At 36.0% G+C, this 20,269-nt stretch carries 20 protein-coding genes; 7 read left to right on the top strand and 13 right to left on the bottom strand.

Annotation, left to right across the window (positions count from 1 at the left end; translation table 11 throughout):
• The first annotated feature begins 12 nt into the window (after positions 1-12).
• Entirely contained in the window at positions 13-483 is a 471-nt protein-coding gene (locus ACJMLO_RS04465) for a hypothetical protein (RefSeq protein WP_405294312.1), read from the top strand.
• A 2-nt stretch (positions 484-485) separates the two neighbouring features.
• On the opposite strand, the gene ACJMLO_RS04470 is transcribed toward ACJMLO_RS04465, so the two are convergent.
• The 3 genes from ACJMLO_RS04470 to ACJMLO_RS04480 all read right to left on the bottom strand — a co-directional run bounded on the left by ACJMLO_RS04470 (position 486) and on the right by ACJMLO_RS04480 (position 4,806).
• On the bottom strand, positions 486-2,375 hold the full coding sequence (locus ACJMLO_RS04470) for an MJ1255/VC2487 family glycosyltransferase (RefSeq protein WP_405294314.1): 1,890 nt from the start codon (positions 2,373-2,375) through the stop codon (positions 486-488).
• 450 nt (positions 2,376-2,825) lie between these two features.
• The gene (locus tag ACJMLO_RS04475; RefSeq protein ID WP_405294316.1) at positions 2,826-3,716 is read right to left on the bottom strand and encodes a DMT family transporter; all 891 of its coding nucleotides are present in this window, start codon (positions 3,714-3,716) and stop codon (positions 2,826-2,828) included.
• Between the two features lie 7 nt (positions 3,717-3,723).
• Positions 3,724-4,806: a hypothetical protein gene (locus ACJMLO_RS04480; RefSeq protein ID WP_405294318.1), complete on the bottom strand. Its 1,083-nt coding sequence runs from the start codon at positions 4,804-4,806 to the stop codon at positions 3,724-3,726.
• 42 nt (positions 4,807-4,848) lie between these two features.
• Here ACJMLO_RS04480 and ACJMLO_RS04485 point away from each other — a divergent pair, with 42 nt between their 5' ends.
• Together ACJMLO_RS04485 and ACJMLO_RS04490 are read left to right on the top strand one after the other, a co-directional pair.
• The gene (locus ACJMLO_RS04485; protein ID WP_405294320.1) at positions 4,849-5,658 is read left to right on the top strand and encodes a sulfite exporter TauE/SafE family protein; all 810 of its coding nucleotides are present in this window, start codon (positions 4,849-4,851) and stop codon (positions 5,656-5,658) included.
• Between the two features lie 9 nt (positions 5,659-5,667).
• Positions 5,668-6,021 (top strand): tetratricopeptide repeat protein, encoded by a 354-nt coding sequence (locus ACJMLO_RS04490; RefSeq protein WP_405294322.1) that lies wholly within the window; start codon positions 5,668-5,670, stop codon positions 6,019-6,021.
• Here the strand turns inward: ACJMLO_RS04490 and ACJMLO_RS04495 are convergent.
• Genes ACJMLO_RS04495 through pyrH form a run of 6 tightly spaced genes read right to left on the bottom strand, consistent with a single transcriptional unit; the run spans position 6,016 to position 9,092 of the window.
• Positions 6,016-6,225 carry a hypothetical protein gene (locus ACJMLO_RS04495; protein ID WP_405294324.1) on the bottom strand — a complete coding sequence of 70 codons (210 nt, stop codon included), beginning with the start codon at positions 6,223-6,225 and terminating at the stop codon, positions 6,016-6,018. The two genes, ACJMLO_RS04490 and ACJMLO_RS04495, sit on opposite strands and share 6 nt — an antisense overlap.
• Positions 6,226-6,229: 4 nt before the next feature.
• Positions 6,230-7,081 carry a hypothetical protein gene (locus ACJMLO_RS04500; RefSeq protein ID WP_405294326.1) on the bottom strand — a complete coding sequence of 284 codons (852 nt, stop codon included), beginning with the start codon at positions 7,079-7,081 and terminating at the stop codon, positions 6,230-6,232.
• 1 nt (position 7,082) lies between these two features.
• Positions 7,083-7,406: a YbjQ family protein gene (locus ACJMLO_RS04505; RefSeq protein WP_405294328.1), complete on the bottom strand. Its 324-nt coding sequence runs from the start codon at positions 7,404-7,406 to the stop codon at positions 7,083-7,085.
• 7 nt (positions 7,407-7,413) lie between these two features.
• Positions 7,414-7,605, bottom strand: coding sequence for a DUF2116 family Zn-ribbon domain-containing protein (locus ACJMLO_RS04510; protein WP_405294330.1), 192 nt, complete (start codon positions 7,603-7,605; stop codon positions 7,414-7,416).
• Between the two features lie 12 nt (positions 7,606-7,617).
• Entirely contained in the window at positions 7,618-8,406 is a 789-nt protein-coding gene (locus ACJMLO_RS04515; RefSeq protein WP_405294332.1) for a TatD family hydrolase, read from the bottom strand.
• An 8-nt stretch (positions 8,407-8,414) separates the two neighbouring features.
• On the bottom strand, positions 8,415-9,092 hold the full coding sequence (gene pyrH, locus ACJMLO_RS04520) for a UMP kinase (protein ID WP_405294334.1): 678 nt from the start codon (positions 9,090-9,092) through the stop codon (positions 8,415-8,417).
• Between the two features lie 75 nt (positions 9,093-9,167).
• Here pyrH and ACJMLO_RS04525 point away from each other — a divergent pair, with 75 nt between their 5' ends.
• Entirely contained in the window at positions 9,168-9,860 is a 693-nt protein-coding gene (locus ACJMLO_RS04525) for a nitroreductase family protein (protein WP_405294336.1), read from the top strand.
• A 22-nt stretch (positions 9,861-9,882) separates the two neighbouring features.
• Here ACJMLO_RS04525 and ACJMLO_RS04530 read toward each other — a convergent pair whose 3' ends face one another.
• Together ACJMLO_RS04530 and ACJMLO_RS04535 are read right to left on the bottom strand one after the other, a co-directional pair.
• Entirely contained in the window at positions 9,883-10,566 is a 684-nt protein-coding gene (locus ACJMLO_RS04530; protein ID WP_405294338.1) for an MIP family channel protein, read from the bottom strand.
• Positions 10,567-10,591: 25 nt separating this feature from the next.
• Positions 10,592-11,698, bottom strand: a complete 1,107-nt coding sequence (locus ACJMLO_RS04535) for an adhesin (RefSeq protein WP_405294340.1) — start codon at positions 11,696-11,698, stop codon at positions 10,592-10,594.
• A gap of 488 nt (positions 11,699-12,186) precedes the next feature.
• Here ACJMLO_RS04535 and ACJMLO_RS04540 point away from each other — a divergent pair, with 488 nt between their 5' ends.
• Positions 12,187-17,133, top strand: a complete 4,947-nt coding sequence (locus tag ACJMLO_RS04540; protein WP_405294342.1) for a hypothetical protein — start codon at positions 12,187-12,189, stop codon at positions 17,131-17,133.
• 262 nt (positions 17,134-17,395) lie between these two features.
• Positions 17,396-17,836, top strand: coding sequence for a hypothetical protein (locus tag ACJMLO_RS04545; RefSeq protein WP_405294344.1), 441 nt, complete (start codon positions 17,396-17,398; stop codon positions 17,834-17,836).
• Positions 17,837-17,847: 11 nt separating this feature from the next.
• On the opposite strand, the gene ACJMLO_RS04550 is transcribed toward ACJMLO_RS04545, so the two are convergent.
• Positions 17,848-18,429 carry a ZPR1 zinc finger domain-containing protein gene (locus tag ACJMLO_RS04550; RefSeq protein WP_405294346.1) on the bottom strand — a complete coding sequence of 194 codons (582 nt, stop codon included), beginning with the start codon at positions 18,427-18,429 and terminating at the stop codon, positions 17,848-17,850.
• Positions 18,422-19,366, bottom strand: a complete 945-nt coding sequence (locus ACJMLO_RS04555; protein ID WP_405294348.1) for a 3H domain-containing protein — start codon at positions 19,364-19,366, stop codon at positions 18,422-18,424. The genes ACJMLO_RS04550 and ACJMLO_RS04555 overlap by 8 nt, the downstream gene beginning before the upstream one ends.
• Positions 19,367-19,563: 197 nt before the next feature.
• On the opposite strand from ACJMLO_RS04555, the gene ACJMLO_RS04560 reads away from it, so the two are divergent.
• Positions 19,564-20,269, top strand: a 706-nt coding sequence (locus ACJMLO_RS04560) for a DUF1611 domain-containing protein (RefSeq protein WP_405294350.1), incomplete at its 3' end; no start/stop codon positions are given.

Consider the following 20,269-nt stretch of genomic DNA (forward strand, 5'->3'; position numbering starts at 1 on the left):
TGAGGATTTAAAATGGATAAAAGATTATCATTTATTGTTGTTGCAATTGCCGTTATTCTCATAGCTGTTGGAGGATATCTGATTTTAACAAATCCGATTGGAGACCATGTTGAATCGACTGACATGGACTTGAAAGCCCATGATTTCAAACTGTTTTCCATGGATACTCCGGAGGGTTCAAATTTCACAGTTAAAAATGAGGCTGACGGAATGAAATACTATTTGAATTCAGGAAAGTATTCAGACAATATTTCAAGCATAATCATCAGCAGGAATTTGACCGAATCACTTATGGGGGACAATTCCGTTTCCATTTCTAATTCAACTTCCGAACAGATTTATTCTTCCCAATTCAAAAACGAGACAGTGTACAAACTGGTATCCAATCAGGGTGATGTTGACATTATTTTGATGGGCAGTGATTTGAATCTTTTAAAGGAGCTTTCAAATACGATTAAGATTAAGGACATGAGCAGTCTTTAGTCCTATGAGTATTTTTCGATTCTATAAATCAGCTCTTTGATTATTCCATCATTATTTGTTTTTTTAACTTTTTCAAGTTTCTTTTCATATTTCGGAAGTCTGGACAAGAATTTTTGAACTTTTGAAGGAACCATTACCTCATGATATTCCCCATATCCTAGGCGCTGAACATAATATCCGTTGAGTGCCTGTTCAAAGTTTCCAATTGCCGGAACGGAATATATTGGTTTTTTAAGGCTGATTGCTTCTGAAATAAATGTGAATCCTCCATTACAGATTACTGCCTTTGCCGATGCAAGGTCATCATAAAATTCGTCTTCATTGAACTGCTTATAGGTTAAATTGCCGTCTACCTTATCCACATTGAATCCGTAAACGATGAACTCTTCGTTTTTCAATGCCTTTAGTCTGCGAACAAGTTTGACACTTTCACGGCTTGTCTGATAAACGATTATATGGTCTCCTTTGACAGGTTCCAATTTTCGAATGTCTTCACGGATTACCGGAGGATATATTACGGCATTGTGTTTTGCCCGGATGCGAGGATAAAAGAAGCTTGTTAGGATATAGACTTTCGGTCTAACGACATATGTTTTGATAACTCCCTTGGCCTTGAGCATCTCAACCCTCTTATTGTAGGGGTAGTGTATTCTTGTCTGTGTAATCATATGAATATTGTCCAGGCTGATTAGTGGAATGTCCAATAGTTTGGCTACTCTTGTGGCATAAATTTCAAAATCGGTCACTATGACTTCCGGTCTGAGTTCCCTTGCCTTTTTATATAGATTTTCATATCCTATCTTTATGTTTGTAGGATTTCTTCTTATTGCATTGGCCAATGTCTGAAGGTTGTCTACCTTATTGTTGATGTAGACTGTATTAAAGCCGCCGATTTCATAAACATTGTCAAATTTGGATTTCAGGTATTCGTAAGCCCTGTCGCTTGAAAAAATGTAGACGTCGTATTTTTCCCGGATTCTGTCAATTATGACTCCGCTGCGGATGGCATGCCCCATTCCCTCGCCGCAAATACAGTAGAACACGACTTTTTTTGATCTCTTTTTCTTGATTTTAAAGCGTGCTCTTGCAGCATGGACCTTTTGAACGGACTCGTCATATGTTCCCTTGATTTCATTAATCCTGTCAGTAGTTCGGCTTAATCTTTCCAGTCTTGTTGTAGTAATCCTTTCATGGCCATGATCAAAGTTATAGTTGAGGTCTTCGGCATCGGTTCTTTTTCCCAAAAAGTCATTGACTGTACTTTTTCCGTATTGCTTTATCAATGTTTCAAGACCTTCCTCTTCAAGCCTTCTTGTTGAAACACCGATTTTTGCACTTCTTAGAACTTTAAACCTTTCTTTTTTTGCCAATCGTTCAATATAGTCTGTATCTTCTCCAAAGGTTAGGGATTCGTCATATCCTCCGCATTCGTCATGCAGTTTCTTTTTTGAAATGATTCCATAACACCCTGCACCATGAGGCTTTATCTTTTCAACGCTAATCATGAAATAATTGGCAAAATCATGGAACAGCTTATCCGTTGCCTTGTCTGATATCGGAAGCATTTGTGTAATGGCGATTCCGAGCCTTTCCATTCGGAATTCATATATTACATTTCTCAAATAGTCATCTGTAAGCTCCAAATCCGAATCAAGGAACAGGAGATATTCTCCCTGAGCTATCTTAGCACCATTATTCCTTCCCACTCCAGGCAATCCTCCATCAACTACTATGCAACCATATTCATCTGCAATTTCACGGGTCCTATCAGTTGAGTTAGCATCAGCCACTATGACTTCATAATCGCTAAAGTTCTGCTTTTTAATACTTTCCAACAGGACAGGAAGGTATTCCTCTTCATTGTAGGTAGGTATGATAATGCTTAAAATCATATGTTTAAATTTATTTTTTAAAGTAATAAGTTTTTGTGAAAAATGGCTTTTTTCATGATTTTGGTTGTTTTTAATAATTTTCTTGAAGAAAATTTTTTTCAAAGACAAGAGAAATTTTGTCTAAAAATTGATTTTTTTAATAATATTTATTTTTTCCAGCTGATTGATTTTTGTTTTTTGAATTTATATTTTAAGATTAAAAATCTGTCATTTCAATTTTCCAAGATTTTAATTGCGACAGCATTGATTTGAATTGTTTCTAGTTAGTTACAGTATGGAAATTGTTTCCGAGTAAGTCAATATTTTTAACATATTTCTAATTTATCATAATTATTAATTGGGGTTTTATAAAATATTGATTATTATTCTTTATTAGATTAAATTTGCTTAATTTTAGTTTGTTTTGTCATTTGAAGCATTTACAGTTGAAATGTACCTCTCTCTTGGAGATTAATTTTTGGCACTGTCGACCCTGCCAAGCATCATCATTGCAATGATTGTTAGGATAAATCCGCAAAACATTAATGCTGTTGGAATTTCTGCATATAAAAAAAGTCCAAATATCAAGGCCGCAAAAGGTTCAGCTCCTGAAAGCAATATTGAGGATACTCCTGAGTCAATATAGTTAAGGCTAACAGTTGAAAAGATGTAAGGCAAGGCAAATGAAAATGTTGAGTGAACTATTAAAAACAGAATGCTCAATTGGGGATTAATTGAAATAAAACTGGAAATTTGGCCAAAATCAGTGAATGGAAGCAGAGCCAGGGTGATAAAAATCACTGAATAGAAAAGTATTGTGAATGTGTGGTTGCCGGTTTCAATTGATTTTTTGGAGGCCATCAAATAAACTGCCCAGAATAGCGCTGCACCAATGCCTGAAAGAATTCCAAATAGCGGGAGTTGGGTGAGGTTGTCTTCCAGGGCTCCTGTCATAAGAAGACATCCAAAAATAGCTAACAGCATACATATTATCTTTTTGGATGTGACCTTTTCTCTAAATAGCACATATGCAAAAATCAAAACGAAAATAGGGGCTGTTGATAGAAGCACTGCTGCTAGGGATAATGGAATAGTATTCATGGATTCATTGTAGCAGAGATTAAGTCCGATAATGCAGACTGCGCAAAGCAGGAATAACGGAATGTCTGATAGGTTTATCTTAAATAATTTCCTGTCGCTCAGTAGAATTGCAATTAGGATAGGAATAATCGCAATTGAAAACCTTAAAAACAGCAGTGTTGTTGAATCAATTCCATTTTGAGTCAATGTCCTGACAAATATTCCGCTTGATCCAAACATTATCCCTGCAATGACTGGCAGTATTAAATAGATTCTTTTCATGCTATCACTACATGTATGAATAAACATTCCATGAAACGGTATAATATTCGCACGAATTATTCAGCGGAACTTTCAGGTCATTGATCAGTTCCATTTCATTGTAAGCGGGGTCGATATGGTATGTGGTCTTATTTGTATCGTTATTGTGCTCATAATCGATTACTTCGATGCTGATGTTGCCCAAATCAATGTTTTCACTTGGATTTGTGATGTCTACAGTATAATAGTCAGGTTCCGCTCCCGCAAAAGCTATTGTAAAACGCAGGAATATCACTGCAACCACTAAAAAATAGATTGCGAAACGGTTGAGGATGTATCTTATTTTGCCGAAATTTCTGTTTTTGTAAACCGGTTGGAAGGATTCGTTGTCCTTAAGAAGATTTTTATCTCCAAAAAATCGTCCAACAATATAGTTTAGATAATATCCGTTTCTGTAAACTAAGTAAAGGCCGAATATTCCTACATAGGAAGGAGTTGCAAACATTCCTCCGTCGATTGCACCGATTATCAGGCAGCTTGAGAAAAATGCCATCAGGAAATTGGTAAACCATGGGCGTCTTTGTGATGCAAGCACTATTGTCACAAAGAGTATCGGAATCAATAAGATTATTAAAAATGATATGCTTGGAATGTATTGATATAGGCCAACTCCAGTGTTGATGTTGCTTTGTATAAAAGGTCCCATCATTTGAGTTAGAACCTCTCCCAGAATGGACTTTAGAAGATGAGTATGCAGAATGCTTGTGGAACTCATGCCGTTAGTCATAGATACAAAGATGGTGTTGAGCTTTATTCCCATCTGCAGTCTAAATAAAACTTCAAGCAGAATTCCTGAAATTAATAAAACAGTTCCGGTAATGATTGAAATCACCAGATATTTGGTTGTGTTAATTTCCTTTTTGATTGTTTGGGATAATATTAAAAATAAGCCTAAAAGACCAAAAAATATTATATCTTTTCCTTTAGATGATCCCATTAAAAAAGTATATGTAATCGGTCGGATTACAGGATTCAATATGTCAGTTAGAAAAATTATTCCCCCAAGAAGAATAAATATGGCTCCAACCAGTATAGTTTTATTAACTTTCATTAACAATAATTTAATTATTAATACTTTAAATAAGTGATGTTTATGTTCCCAATCGAATATTTCATAGGTTTGATATTAATTGGTATCTGTGCAGGATTTGCATCCGGACTTTTGGGTGTTGGTGGAGGATTTCTAATCGTTCCCTTGCAGTATTTCCTGTTAAAATACATTGGAATCGAACCTGATTTGGCAATTCTTATCTCTTTCGGTACCAGTTTGGCAATCATTGTTCCGACATCACTTAGTGGCGCTTATAGGCATTCCCGGTCCATGGACAATATCATAAAACCGGGAATTCGATTAGGCGTCTTCGGATTGATTGGAGGTGCTTTGGGAGGGCTTGTCGCATCGGCCATGCCTTCAAGGATATTGGAGATAATCTTTGGATGCCTATTGCTTTTCATCACCGTCAATAATGTTGTAAATATTAACAAGGAAAGGGAGGATGCAAAAATTCCCTTTAACTGGTTATCAACAGCCATAATAGGTCTTGTAGTCGGATTTTCATCAGGACTTTTGGGCGTTGGTGGAGGAATATTTTTAATAGCCATTTTGACTGCACTTTTGGGATTTTCATTGATAGAGGCCATTGGAACATCTTCAGTGTTTATCTGCCTGACTGCAATAGGAGGATTTTTATCCTACATGCTTTCAGGTTGGGGAGTCAGCACATTTCCATATTCAATCGGTTATGTGAGCTTAATCAATTTTGCACTGATTGCATGTTTTTCAGTTCCGATGGCATCATTGGGTGCTAAAATGGCACATAAAGTGCCTCAAAAGAAACTGAAGATAATATTTTCAATTCTGGTATTGTACATGGCTTTAAAGATGCTTGGAATCTTGCCTTAGGGTGATAAAATGGAGAGAAAAACCGGAGAAAACTTTGATGATAAAACCGCAGAAGATCTTTTTGATAAACTGAGAAATGTTGAAGGAAAAGTAAAGCCTAAAAAAGAGGACAGTAAATTAAGCAATATCTCCAATCTGATGAGTGAGGCTCAATATTTGGAAAATAAGGGTAAATTGGATGAAGCAATCGATTTATATAATCAGGTCATTTTCACACTGCCAGATTCTTCAAAAGCTTACTGGGCATTGGATCGAATCTATCAAAAGCAGGGAGATATTGATTCAGAAAAAGAAATTTTAAAAAAAGCAATAAGTAACTGCAGCAAAAATGAGGATTTTAAAAAAAGATTAGGCGAATTATAATCCGCCAATTGCAAATCTAATAATAAAACTTATGACAAATACTAATATTGCAAAGTATATTATGAATCGGCCATGTTTTCGGTAGAGTGGAGTGTCCTTTTTCATATAGAATAATATTGCTCCATATATCAATCCAATCAATGGAGATATGACTGCTATTATATATCCGATTATTGGAATTATGATTGTTCCTTCATTTTCCATCTTTTCACCTCTTTTCACTATGTATGTTAATGCCCATTCCTGTTGCGGTTATGTGGATGTTGTCGCTGCCTAATCCAATCAGTCCGTATTTGATGTCCAAATCCAAAACTCCATTGCCACCGTCGGCTTTAATTTTATTGGCCAACTTGATTAGACAGTCATCTTTTCCATTTTTAATGCAAACTAAACGTTTTTCCTCTATCTGTTCACGTTTAATACTTATTTCATCCTTATTTTCAATAACTATTTCGCTTTGGTACATGCCAAGAAGATCATGACTTCTGTCTTTCATGTCGGTGCTTGTCAAAAAGAAGAAATTCAATGAATTCAGTTTATCATTACTATCTACCTCATTAAATTGGGGAATCGGCTCGATGGGCATCCCTTCTTGTGGAGTTTCCCATCGGATATTGTATTTGACTTTTTTCAAGAATTTTATAAGTTTTCTAATAGCCCATGCAAGGTTTGATGCAAGTGCGCCAAGAACTACTAAAAGAAGATAATTTACAAGTGTAGGAAATGCTGCCTGCAAAATTACAATAATTGACCCTGCAGTTATAATGTTCATTCCTAACGTAGGATTTTTTAAGATAAAACTGTAAAATGTGGTATAGATGAAAAGGATGAATGCACTTGTTGCACCTAAATTTTTGCCGATAATCCTATTTTCGATCATGGTTTCTGCATATCCTGCAGCCAATGGGGCAAAAATCAGACCTAAATTCCATCCGAATATTGCAATTCTAAAATATAGAAAAATTCCATAAACTATAAGTCCGATTCCTGTTCCAAATCCGATACATAGGAATGCCTTTCCGATTTTTTTGAAATCTACTTTTTTTTCTTCGTTTTTCATGTTATTCGAATTTAATTGCGGTACCGTAGGCGGTAACAAGAATTGTATTTCCCATGGTGCCTCCTAAATTATCGTAGGAGATTTTAAGGCCGATAATTGCATTTGCACCTAATTTTTCAGCCTTTTCTTCCATACTCTTGAATGCAATGTCTCGGGCCTTTTCCAATTGCTCTTCATATTGTGTGGTTCTTCCGCCTACAACATCACGAACACCTGAAAATATGTCTTTATAAATATTGGACCCGATTAGGGATTCGCCTGTAACCAGTCCCTTGTATTCAATAATTTCCTTATTTTCAAGAGTGTTTGAAGAAGTTAAAATCATTGTATCACTATTTTACAAAGGTCATTATTGCCCAGATTATTAAAAAGATTGCAATAACCACATATAAGATTATTTGAGATCTTTTTCTTTGTTTTAATCTAGCATCCCAGACTTTTTGACAGTCCGGTGAGCATACTAGTTCGTTTAAAGGTATTGGGGTTCCACAAATTGGGCAATGTTTATGAGGGTCTACTGCCATTTTATCATCTCCTTATATTTTGAAAAATTCTTTTGTATTTTTATTAACTTGACAAGCAAGCTCTTCTGCATCAATTCCCATGCAGAGTGCAATTGTTTTGAGGATATGGGGCAAATATTTAGGTTCATTTCTATTTTTTTTAGGTTTTTTATCAAAGTTTTTAGGTATTAAAAATGGTGCATCCGTTTCGATCATTAATTTTTCAGGTGGAATAACACTTACTGCTTCCTGCAGGTCTCTTCCTCTTTTCATATCGCAAATCCATCCTGTAACACCAATAAAACATCCTAAATCAACATAGTTTTGTGCTTCAGCTTTTGTTCCGGTAAAGCAATGCACAACAGATTTTTCAATCACGCTGTCATGCCTTTTTAAGATATCATATAGATCTTTGTGAGCTTCTCGTTCATGTAAAAACAAAGGCATATCTATGCGTTCTGCAAGTTCCACCTGTGCTTCAAACCATTTTCTCTGCAAATCCTGCGGTGAGAAGTTCCTGTTATAGTCAAGACCGCATTCTCCAATGGCCACAACACAATCATTTTTAGCTATTTTTTCAAGTTCAAACATGCTGTGTCCGTTGCAGGTTTTTGCATCATGGGGATGAACTCCTGATGTTGAAAATAAAGTGCCAGGATATTTGGATGCATATTCAGCTGCAAGTTGGCTTGAATTTACATTTGTTCCAGTAATGATGAACTGGTTTACGCCAACCTTTTTGGCTTCTTCGATTATTTCAACACGGTCATTTCTGAAGGACTTATGCATCAAATTTAAACCGATGTCAACGAGGTTATCCACTTTTTCACCTATTCGCTAAGGACTCTTGTTCCGACATTTTCACCATTCACTGCTTTAATTAAGTTTTCAGGTTCAAATCCGTTGGTAATGACAGTTTCCAGGTTGGACCTTTTAATCATCTGAACTGCAGTGGTATCGAAGAATTCATAGGTTCCTGCCTTAACGTCTTTACCGCTTAAAAACTCAAGCAAATCTGTAGCGGTAATTTCAGGAACAAGTTCGGCATCATCAAATTTGTTAGGATCTTTTGTATACATTCCATCAACAGAAGTCAGGTTTATAAGTTTGTCTGCTTGGATATATTCGGCCAAAATTGCTGAAACAGCATCGGTACTGTGTGCAGGTTCTGTTCCACCCATAACGATGATTTTTCCACTGGCTGAAAATTCTAAAGCTTCCTGGAAATTATGAGGGACTCTTTGATATGCCGCATCACCGAGTGCCGAAAGCATCAGTTTGGCATTGATTCTTGTAACTTCAATTCCGATATCATCACATTGCGCTTCACCGGCACCCAAGTCACGAACAACACTGATATATTCTCTTGCAGGTTTTCCTCCACCTATGACAACAAATATTTCATGTTCTTTTGCCAAATCCATTAAGATGGCACTATATTCTTGGAATTTTTTACTATCATACTCTTTAAGTAAGATTGATCCTCCAATTGCAACAACAATTTTCATATATTCACCTTATATTAATTTATCATTACAATATTATTTAAATTTTAATTTGAATATATTAGTAATGGTGTAACAATGAATTTGGAAAATCAGATATATGTCAGAAAGTCTTGCCGTGATTATTTAGATGGGGAAATTGACATCAAAATCATTCATGAATTCATCGCAAATGCCAAGGTGTTGAATGAGAATATTGATTATTATTATGAAATTCTAACTCCTGATAAGCTTAATATTCGTACTCCCTGGAAGTCTCCTTATTATCTGGCATTGTTCAGCGAAAAAAGGGATAATTATCTTGAAAATATCGGTTTTGTTTTCCAGCAGCTTTGTCTTTTCATGCAAAGCATTGGAATCGGCAGCTGTTGGGTAGGTATGGCATCGCTTAAAAAAAGAAATCCTGATTTTGTCATTGTGATTTCTTTTGGAAAATCCAACAATATGACTCGTGAAATATCTCAATTCAAGAGAAAGAAACTGTCAGACATTTCAGACACTGAAGATGAAAGATTGGTTCCGGCACAGCTTGCCCCATCAGCAATTAACTCACAGCCATGGTATTATAAACATGTTGGCGATGGATTTGATGTCTATCAGGCAAAACAAAATTTTTTAAAGCGACAGGTGCTTAAGAAATGGAATCCGATTGATGTGGGCATATCTCTTGCTCATATGTATGTAGCCAATCCAGATTCATTTGAATTTTTTACAAAAAGCGGTTTTGAAGATATTAAAGGTTATACCTATACCGGCAGTATCAAAATTTAAAAAAAAGAAAAAGGGAGAGGATTCAAGCTTCCTCTGCGCTTAACACTTTATAAAATAAACCTGCGATTACTGCACCTATAATTGGGGCTAGTATAAATACCCAAACCTGCTGGAGAGCTTGACCTCCAAGGAATAGTGCAGGTGCTAAACTACGTGCAGGGTTAACTGAAGTTCCTGTGAGTGGAATTCCCATAATGTGTACAAAAGCAAGGGTTAAACCGATTACGATACCTGCAACCGCACTGTTTTCCGCTTTTTTTGTGACTCCAAGAACTGTGAATACAAATACAAAGGTTAAGATAATTTCAACAATTATTGCTCCGATAACGTCGAGACCCACTATTGAAGCAGATCCAAATCCGTTTTGACCAAGTCCGGTTGCTGCATATCCTCCCAAGACTGGTGCTGAGTTGATGATTACTGCTAAAAGAGCGATACCAATGATTGCACCGATACATTGGAATATGATATACATAATCAAGTCTTTTGCCTCTAGTCTGCCGTCAATCCACATACCGATTGAAACGGCAGGATTTATATGGCATCCAGAGATGTCTCCAATCACATAAGCCATGGCCACAATGGATAAACCGAATGCCAGTGCAATTCCAAGGGGGCCTAATGCGGAGCCCGCTATGGCGGCACTTCCACAACCGAACAGTACAAGAACCATTGTTCCTATTAATTCTGATATATATCTTTTCATAATTTTTCCTCAATTTTTTATCTTTTTAAATTCTCCTAATTCTCTTAAATAGTCTATATGCAAGGAATAATACAAATAATACCAATATGAATGGGAATAAGTGTAGTAATATTGAATCATTTACTTTATCGAAGTGATATTCACTATTAAAGCCCATATGTTCTGCATCTGTATGATTCTGTGTAATCTTAGCAAAGTTGTATAACAAATCATAATAGCTGATTTGTGCCCCTTCATATGAAATAGAATCTGGCGCTCTGCCGTTTGCATCCATGTATTCTCGAACTATTCCTCCCATTTTGAAATAATCGTATACTGAATATGTGTCTTTTGCAAAGAGTGAAATTCCCATTGGATCTTCAGGTCCATCAAATTCCTTTGGAACATCAAGGCCGTTTCCATTGAGATAGGAACTTGTCTGATATAAAAGCTGTGCGGCGGAATAATTGCCGTAAGTTCCATCCATCTCTTTATCTCCACTTTCTACTAATTCTTTACTTGCATCGGCCATGACTGACGGTTTGACGATATTGTGTGTTAGCAATCCGTCGCTTAATACTTTTGAATCATTACCATGAGTATTTATGATGTCAACGATTTCCTGAGCAATCTGCTTGTTCATCTCTTCATCGTAGTTTTCTAAAATGCCGTCATTTGCATTATTCGGGAATTCTTTTGCTGGCTGCACATAATAAATTCCGGCATTCTTAAGGAATGTTCCTGGGTCGTGCATTCCTGCAAGGCTTTCATTTGAGTAATTGTCGTCCCAAGCCCTTCTCAGGAAGTTGGTGTTATTGTCCAAATCATAATTTCCTATATTGACAAATACATATTGCTTATCTGAGTTTGTTGAAGCGCTGGCTAGCTGCAGATAGTTTCCGGCATCCGAAGCGGCCAGACAAATGCTCACGTCACTTGTCACTTCTATTGCCCGCCATCCTTCTCCTGGGGCAGGGGCCTGATTGTCAATAATTACCTGAAGTTCTCCTCCACTTAACTCCTCAATGTAGCTTTTCAAAGAATTTAATACTTGTAAATCATGATCATGGTCTACAATATTGTCTGATGTTATGAAAACAGTCTTTGCTGCAGTAACATCTTGAACAAGAGGAGCTACTATTAATATTGCCATAATTAATATTGCTATTTGTTTTTTCATGTCTCTTTACCTTTGTTTGTACTATATTCTATTATATTAATTATCAATAAAATATTTTTCCCATTCAGTATAATATTTACTTTAAAATGTAATATTTCACTCTAAAATCAATTTTAAAGTCTTTAAATACATAGTTTTAAATAATAAAGTGTTTAAAAGATATTTTGAGGATTTAAAAAGGTTATCTTTTATTTTAGGTTCAATATTGCTTTGATTTAATAAATATTTCTCATGGCTTTTGGATTGAAGCTAACTTTAAAATTCTGTCAGATTATTTGCCTTAAAATAATTTGTGTTAGGGAGTCATTTGATTTTCTTCCTATGAATTTTGAATTATCTTTAAATTGAAGGGTCTATTTATTATTTTTAAGTCTAAAACTAAAAATAAAAAGGTTAATCACTAGTTAATAGCTTTTTGTTAATTAATAGTATTATAATCGTCCTCAACTTAGGTGATTAAAATGTTAAAGAATAGAAAGAGGTTTATTGGAGGAAATTTCCTTTTATGCATAGTTGTCATCTGTTTAATCTTTACTGCAGTGGGATATGGTGTAGATAATTCGTTTGCAGTTGAATTAAACGATACATCTGCTGAAATAGGATTGGAATCCAATGATATGGAAAGACTAGAAAATTCTCAATACAATGAAATTTTGGAGGTGGATTCTCAGGATTCGCAGGATATTTTGGGTGTAATAATTGAACCGAAAGGAAACAGTTTTGCAGATATACAGGAGGCAATCAATTCCGCTCATGACGGTGATACCGTAAAACTCTCGGGAACTTATTACACAACAGGCAAGGGACATATGTACATTCAAAATAAGAAGATTACTCTGACTTCCGATACTGGTGCAATATGTGATGCACGTAATGTAGAGCGCTGTTTGGATATAAATGGTGGGGGTTCGGGTACTGTAATAAGCAATATAAAATTCATAAATGGTAATTATGATGTGGGATCAGCCATATTTGTCAATACGAACAATGTCCGCATTGAAAACTGTATTTTTGAAGACAACCATGCTCAGGTGGGTGGTGCAATCTACACTCCATATGATTTGAACATTGCTGCGGGTACCATAATAGATAATTGCAAATTCCGAAGAAACACGGCTTATAATGAAAATTTTGAAAATTATTCATTTGCAGCAGCACTTTCTGTGTATGGTAAGGATTCAGAAATCACAAATTGTGTTTTTGAGGATAACTGGGTAAAAGGAAAATATGATGCATATGGTGGAGCAATCCAACTCGGTTTGGAGTCTCCGAGTTCAAATATTAAGGTATCCGGATGTACTTTTAGAAATAATAGTGCTATCTGTATAAATGGAGCATCCCATGGAGGTGCAGGATGTGTACGTGATGGAATATCCTATATTAATTGCCTGTTTGTCGGCAATGTTGCAGACCAGGGTGGTGCATTAACATTTCATGCATCAGGTTCTATTATTAACTGTACATTTGTTAATAACACTGCTGAGAAACTGTATGGCGGAGCACTCTCAACAGGTTTTTTATATGATTATATGAAATTAGATATTTTGGACTGCAATTTTGATGGAAATACTGCTCCGGTTGGTGGAGCCGTTCAGGCAAAAGGCCTAAACATACTGATTGACAATTCAAATTTCAAGAACAACTCTGTAACCCGGTATGGTGGTGCAGTTAATATTGAAGCTGAAGATGTTACAATTCAGAATTCAGTTTTCAATTCAAACAAGGCTAATATAGATGGCGGTGCGCTTTATATTAAAGGCAAAAACACTTTGGTCAAAGATTCTTCATTCATCTCAAATGAAGCGATTCCGGATAAAGATAAGCTTGATGACGGATTGGGTGGAGCAATTTATATCAACAGTTCCTATGCAACCATTCAAAACAATGCATTCAAATTCAATACTGCAAGAAACGGAAGTGCAATATATTATGATGAATCCGGCAAAAAGCTGACTTTGGATAATAATGAAATGTTCAAGAATCAGGCATGGGTTTATCATTTGCCGATATCTGCCGAGGACATATATTATGGAGATAGCGAAAAAATTAAAGTAATTCTGATTGGTGGAAATAATATTGGGGACTTTGATAACTTGGGAGTTTCCAATGCAATCCATAATGCCGCAGACAATTTCAATATAGTCATTGATGGGGAATATCCGATCGATGGGGCTAGCGATAGCGGAAGGTTATATCAGGATGACAGGGAATATAACATAAATGTTTTGCTTACCGTAAAACATGAGGATGGCACTGTAGTCTATAATGAAACTGGTTATACAAATTACTTGGGAGAAATCCAGGTTGATTTGGATAATCTGAAAGCTGGAAAATATTATGTTTCAGCAAAACATTATGAAGACGATTACTATAAGGCCATTACAAACGCAACGGTATTCACCGTTACTCCTAAGGTAGATAATGAAGTAACAAAATCGGTTTCAAAGACAATTGCAGACTTTGAAGATGTAGTTACATGGACCATAACCGTTAAAAATCACGGTCCGAGCGATTCCACTAACGTTACAGTATATGACGTTTTGCCGGAGGGTTTAATTTGGCTGAATGATACTTCCAACGGAAAATACGATCCCAATTCAGGAGTATTGGCGATTGGGGATTTAAAGGTAAATGAAATATTTTCATTTGATATTGTTTGTGTAGTCAACAGGACAGGACATTTCATAAATAAAGTTGATGTCACAGCTTTCGAATTCGATTCAAATACAACAAACAATCATGATGAAAAATCAATCTTTGTAAATCCTGCAAGCGATTTGGCTGTTGTGAAGAGTGTTTCAAACACCAAGCCAAACTACAAAGACATCATTGACTGGACAATTGAAATAACCAACAATGGCCCGGATACTGCACATGATGTGGAAATGTTCGATTTGATTCCTAAATCTCTGATAATTCTAAATGCAGATAAGGACTATGATGTCAAGTCAGGAATTTGGAAGGTCGGAACTCTAAATTCAGGTGAAAAGGCAACTTTAAATATCCGATGCATGGTCAACGGCACGGGGATGATTGAAAATTTCGTTCGAGTTAATGCAACTGAATTTGACTATGATTTGACAAACAACAATGACACGGAAAGGGTATTCGTAGACCCGGCAAGTGATTTGGCTATTGATAAGGCAGTTAATGCAAGCAATGTAAACTTTATGGATACTGTAAAGTGGATATTGACAGTTTCAAACAACGGCCCTGATGCGGCAGAAAATGTCCGTGTTTTGGATTTGCTGCCTGACGGATTCACCTACATTGATTCAAAATCCACAAAAGGCAAATATGAAGATGGAATATTTGAAATAGATAAGCTTTCAGTTGGTGAAACTGCAGTCATTGAAATCATAACATTGGTTGAAACAACAGGAAAACATGTAAATATTGCAAACGTCAGCAGCGACATGTATGATTTTAATTTGACAAACAACGAGGATAACGAAACAATACTTGTCAATCCTTCAGCTGACCTGTCGGTTTCAAAGTCTGTCAGTGATGAAAATCCAAGATTTAACGATATCGTTATATGGACAATTGAAATCATAAACAATGGTCCCGACGATGCCCACAATGTACATGTTCATGATTTGCTTCCGAGGGAACTTGTCTGGATTGATGATGACAGTTCTGGAGACTATAATCCTCTGACTGGAATACTGTTCATTGAGGAACTTGGTGTTGATGAATCATTTATCCTAAAAATAGAGTGTAGGGTTAATGCAACAGGATTGATAGAAAATAGGGTTTTGGTAAATGCAACAGAATATGACCATAACATGACAAATAACTTCGACAATGAAACAATTTATGTTGAAAAGTCAGCGGATGTGGCAATTGTCAAGTCAGTCAATAATTCCGCACCGAACTACAATGATTTGGTAAAGTGGACATTGGTCATTTCAAATGGCGGACCGGACAACGCAACAAATGTGGAGGTTGTAGACCTGCTTCCTGAAGGTTTGACCCTGATTGATTATACCGCAACCAGGGGATTTTATGATGAAGGAAGATGGGTTATGTGCTGCTTAAATAAGGGGGCGAGTGAAACTCTTGAAATTATCTGCAGGGTTAATAAGACCGGCAGGATTGTTAACTTGGCATCAATTCGCGCCGATGAATATGACAGCAATCCCGACAACAATAATGACAGTGAATCCATTGATGTGCCTTTGGCAGTTGATTTGGGTGTGATAATTAAGGCGAACAATACCAGTCCTCTATTTGGCGAAAGCGTCAATTGGATTATCATCGTTAAAAACAATGGTCCAGACAATGCAACAGGAGTTGTCTTAAGCGATATTCTGCCTAATGAATTGATATTTTCCAAATATGATTCGGATAGAGGCATCTATAAAGATGATGTCTGGGATATCGGTTCTCTGAATGTTGGAGATAGTGTCAATCTGAATATCACAACTGTCTGCGATGCTTTGGGAGCCATAATCAATGATGTTGATGTGAGAGCCATGCAGTATGACTGGAACATGTCAAACAATCATGCGCAGGATATGGTCGATGTAAGACCAGTTGCTGATTTGTCAGTCATAAAATCAGTCGATAAGGATTCTCCGAATTATGGTGAAAGAGTTAAATGGACATTGACGGTGTCAAACAACGGTCCGAATATGGCGACCAATGTGATTGTCGAAGACATTCTGCCTGAAGGTTTGACTTTTTTAAGCTCAAATGGGGATTATCATGGAAACATCTGGCAAATAGGAAATCTGAATGTGGGTGAGGTCAAAAGCCTTGAGATTTTCTGCAAGGTCACATCAACCGGCAATTTTATCAATGTTGCCAAAATCAGAAGCGATGAATATGATCCGGATGAATCAAATAACAGAGCGCAAAAGTCAATATCCGTTAAACCTGCATCCGATTTGTCAGTTACCAAAATTGCATCAAGATATTCCTATAAGGTTGGAGATGTAATCGAATATGTGATTGAAGTGGTCAATAACGGTCCGGATACTGCCTATAATGTCAAGGTTTCAGAGATTCTGGATGAAATGCTTAAATTGAAATCATTTAAGGCAACCAAAGGTGGATTCAACAAGGCATCCAATGTCTGGACAATCGCCACACTGCGTTATGGCGAATCGGCAAAACTGTTTATAAAAGTAGTTGCTGCCGGTCCGGGTATCATAAAAAACACAGTTGAAGTTACAAGCGATACATTTGATTGGGACAAATCCAACAATAAGGATTTTGCTGTAGTTGATGTATCAAAGCCTTCAGATACTTCCAAAAAAACTCCTAAAAATGATTTGAATGATGAAAAAGTAAGTAATCTTGAAACGCATCCAACTGCTAATCCTATTGCAGTGCTAATGTTTTCCTTACTGTTTTCTGCTATTATTTTTAGGAAAGGATATCTCAAAGAAAAGTTAAATTAAAGTAGCATTTTTGCTACTATTTTTATTTTTTTTCAAACGATTTTTCGAAATTATTCAACTATCAAAATTATTAATTTCACGATAAATTATTTTAATACTTGTCATAATAACTGGCCAAATACTGCTCCATTTTTTTAATTTAATCAATAGCTTTAAATATAACTTACAATAAATGTATGGTTAGATATTGATGTAAGAATAATTTTTCGCAAAAAATTACTGATTGACTCAATATTTTAAAAATTCAAACGAGGTGTAAATTATGTCTGAAGAAGAAATGATTGATGAAACTTCCGGAGAATTCATCGAAGAAGATGATGAAAAATTACCTTTCGCTAAAGCAGAAGTTGTTCGTTTAATGAAAGAAAATCTTGATGACGACAAAATGATTAGGGAAAGAGTAAAAGTAGAAATGAACAAGTTCTTAGGTGAAGTATTGAAAAACGTATGTAAACAGTTAAATGAATATCCATACACCACTATCGAATACGAAATGCTTAAGGAATCAACATATCCATACACTAACATTGAAAGAATCAATCAAGAAAAAGAAAGAATATTATTACATTTGGAAGCTATTAAAGCTGACTGTAATGCATTAGCTATGGATGTACAAAGAACCTTAAAATTAAAAGATGTTGCTGAAGAAGACACTTTCGCTAACTTTTCAGCAAGTATCGAAGAAGAAGAGGAAGAAGAATAATTATTCTTCCTTTAATTATCTTCAATATGACTAAAACCTGTTTTTAAATCGTGCAATTCCTCTTCAGGAATTTCCAGAATTTCCACCCTGTCACTTACAACATTGCTTTGGCCGAAGGGATCAAGGATAATTAATGTGGCAGTGCCGTTACCTTTTATCAGCTCTTGAATTTTGTCCAATGCAATTTTCCCATTTTTTTGAGATTCCTCATCGTCAAATAAATTCAATGCTTTTTTAACAGCGCTTTCAAAACGAGTTAGCACCCCTTCCACATTGGTCACATAGCCTTCAGATTTTGGGCCGGGCTCTACCTTAACGCCAATTTCAGGAATGATGACTGTGGCAGACTGTGACCTGACCACTCGGACTGATAATGTGTTTTTGTTAATTTCAAGAACATATTTTGCAGGGTCATTCTGCTCTAATGCTATAATGTCTGAGTGCTTGAATCCGCAGGAGGGACATTGTATTGTTGTTTCCATAACTTTTCCGAAATGGGGAATTTCAATTTCTTTCATTATGGATTTTGCAACGCCGTCAACAGCGCATGCGGGACATTTGATAATCATTTCATTAATGGTTTCATCATTCATTTAAAACATATCCTTTATTATTTAATTCTTTAACGATTTCATCGAGCTTTTCCGGATTGGATGCACAGATGGTTGTTTGCCTATATTCGGATAGCCTATAGAGTTCGGCCAGGTATTCTTTTTTGCTTTCATCTTCATTGATCTTTTGAATGAACTTGTTTGCCGATTCACTATCTGAAACACCAATTTTACGACTCAACGGTTCCTTAAAACCTTTGATGTTGTAGGTAATGTTTTCCAATGTTCCATTGTTCTTTTTGATAATTATGTCTATAACGTCAGCAAGATCATCCACGTCATTGATTAGCTTGATTGTTATGCAGGATTTGTTAATGATTCCCAGAATCTGTTCCAATGTCTGGTCTATGGTTTTGGAATTGATTATGTGCACATTGTTTGCTCTTGCCTGGTCCAGCAGGTGGTCATGTATGATTCTGTTTTCCTTAAAGAAATCAAGCTGTTTTCCGCCTCGATGTATTTGAACAGCCCTTTTCACGAATCTTTCCTTGTGGGATTCCTCATCTGAACTCAAGACGAAAAAGTAAATGTTTGCATAATCTTTAAATTGGTCGATATTGATTAATCCAGGAACCAGATGCACTCCTTCTATAATGATGTCGTCATAATCGGTAATTGCCCTTTGGATAATCTTTTCAAGTGCCGGGATGACATATGATGCATGGTCATCGAATCCAGCTGAAATCAAATCATCATAACTTGTGTATCTGCTTTTATTTCTGATGCTTTTGTATGCATCATAAGATGAGCTGTGTAGTGCAGGAGCATATTCCTTGCCAATTATGCCTCTGACAACGGCTCTGATAAAGTCACTTTCAATCAAATGTTTGATATTTAATTTTTTTGCGAGTTCCGCAGCAATAGTTGATTTTCCAATCCCTGATGCGCTTCCAATCAATATTACATAAGGTTTTCTCATCTTTTTTCTCCAAAATCTTTTTTGTAATTATTTCTAATATATGTAATTTTTACTTATAAAAACATTATACATTTATTAATGTGAAAAATTATAATTAATTATAATAACAATTTTTTAAAATTTTATTTTTAAAAATTTAATAGAATAATTCACATGATTAGTTATAAGTTATAAATTATAGGATAGGGGTGAAGTTTTTGTATTCAGTAAAATCAGTTAAAGATATTCAGGATTTAAATCCGTTCATTGTTGTAGGTTGCGGAGGTGGAGGAGAAAAATTCTCCAATCTCGACGGTATAGAAACCGTAGGTTATATTGACGATAATGTTAAAAAGCAGGGCAAGCAGTTCTGTGGAAAGATAATATCTGCCAGTTTGGATGAGTGTTTGAAAAGTGCACCTGATGCAAAATCATTGGTGATAATGCTGCCGATTGGTGCTGAAGGCGCTGCATTGAAATACGCAGTTCAGGCAATTGATGCAGGATTGAATGTTGTCACTTCATTTAGATCATTATCCATTCAGGAAAACTCATCTTTAAAGAAATTTGCTGATTCAAGAAATCTTGTTATAAAAGAAATCGGTCCAAGACTTGACGTTGTTGAAAAAATAGCTGGTGTCGCCCCAAAAAAATCATGTGAAGTTTTACCAAAGATATCTTATACTCCTAAAGCACCAGTAATTTTTGTTGGAGGAACATCTCAGGAATGCGGAAAAAGAACCACCACTAAAATGCTTGGTTTGGCAAGCAGTGAAAGAGGAATGAATCCGGCAATTATTTCCACTGATGAAATGGGTTTGGAAGAACCGACTGATTTTAACTTTAGAGCAGGGAGTTTATCTGCGATGGATGTCCCATCCGCTGTGTTGTCTGCAATCAAATATGTGGAAGAAACCAAAAAAC

It is taken from the genome of Methanobrevibacter sp. (assembly GCF_045120835.1).
GTDB lineage: Archaea > Methanobacteriota > Methanobacteria > Methanobacteriales > Methanobacteriaceae > Methanocatella.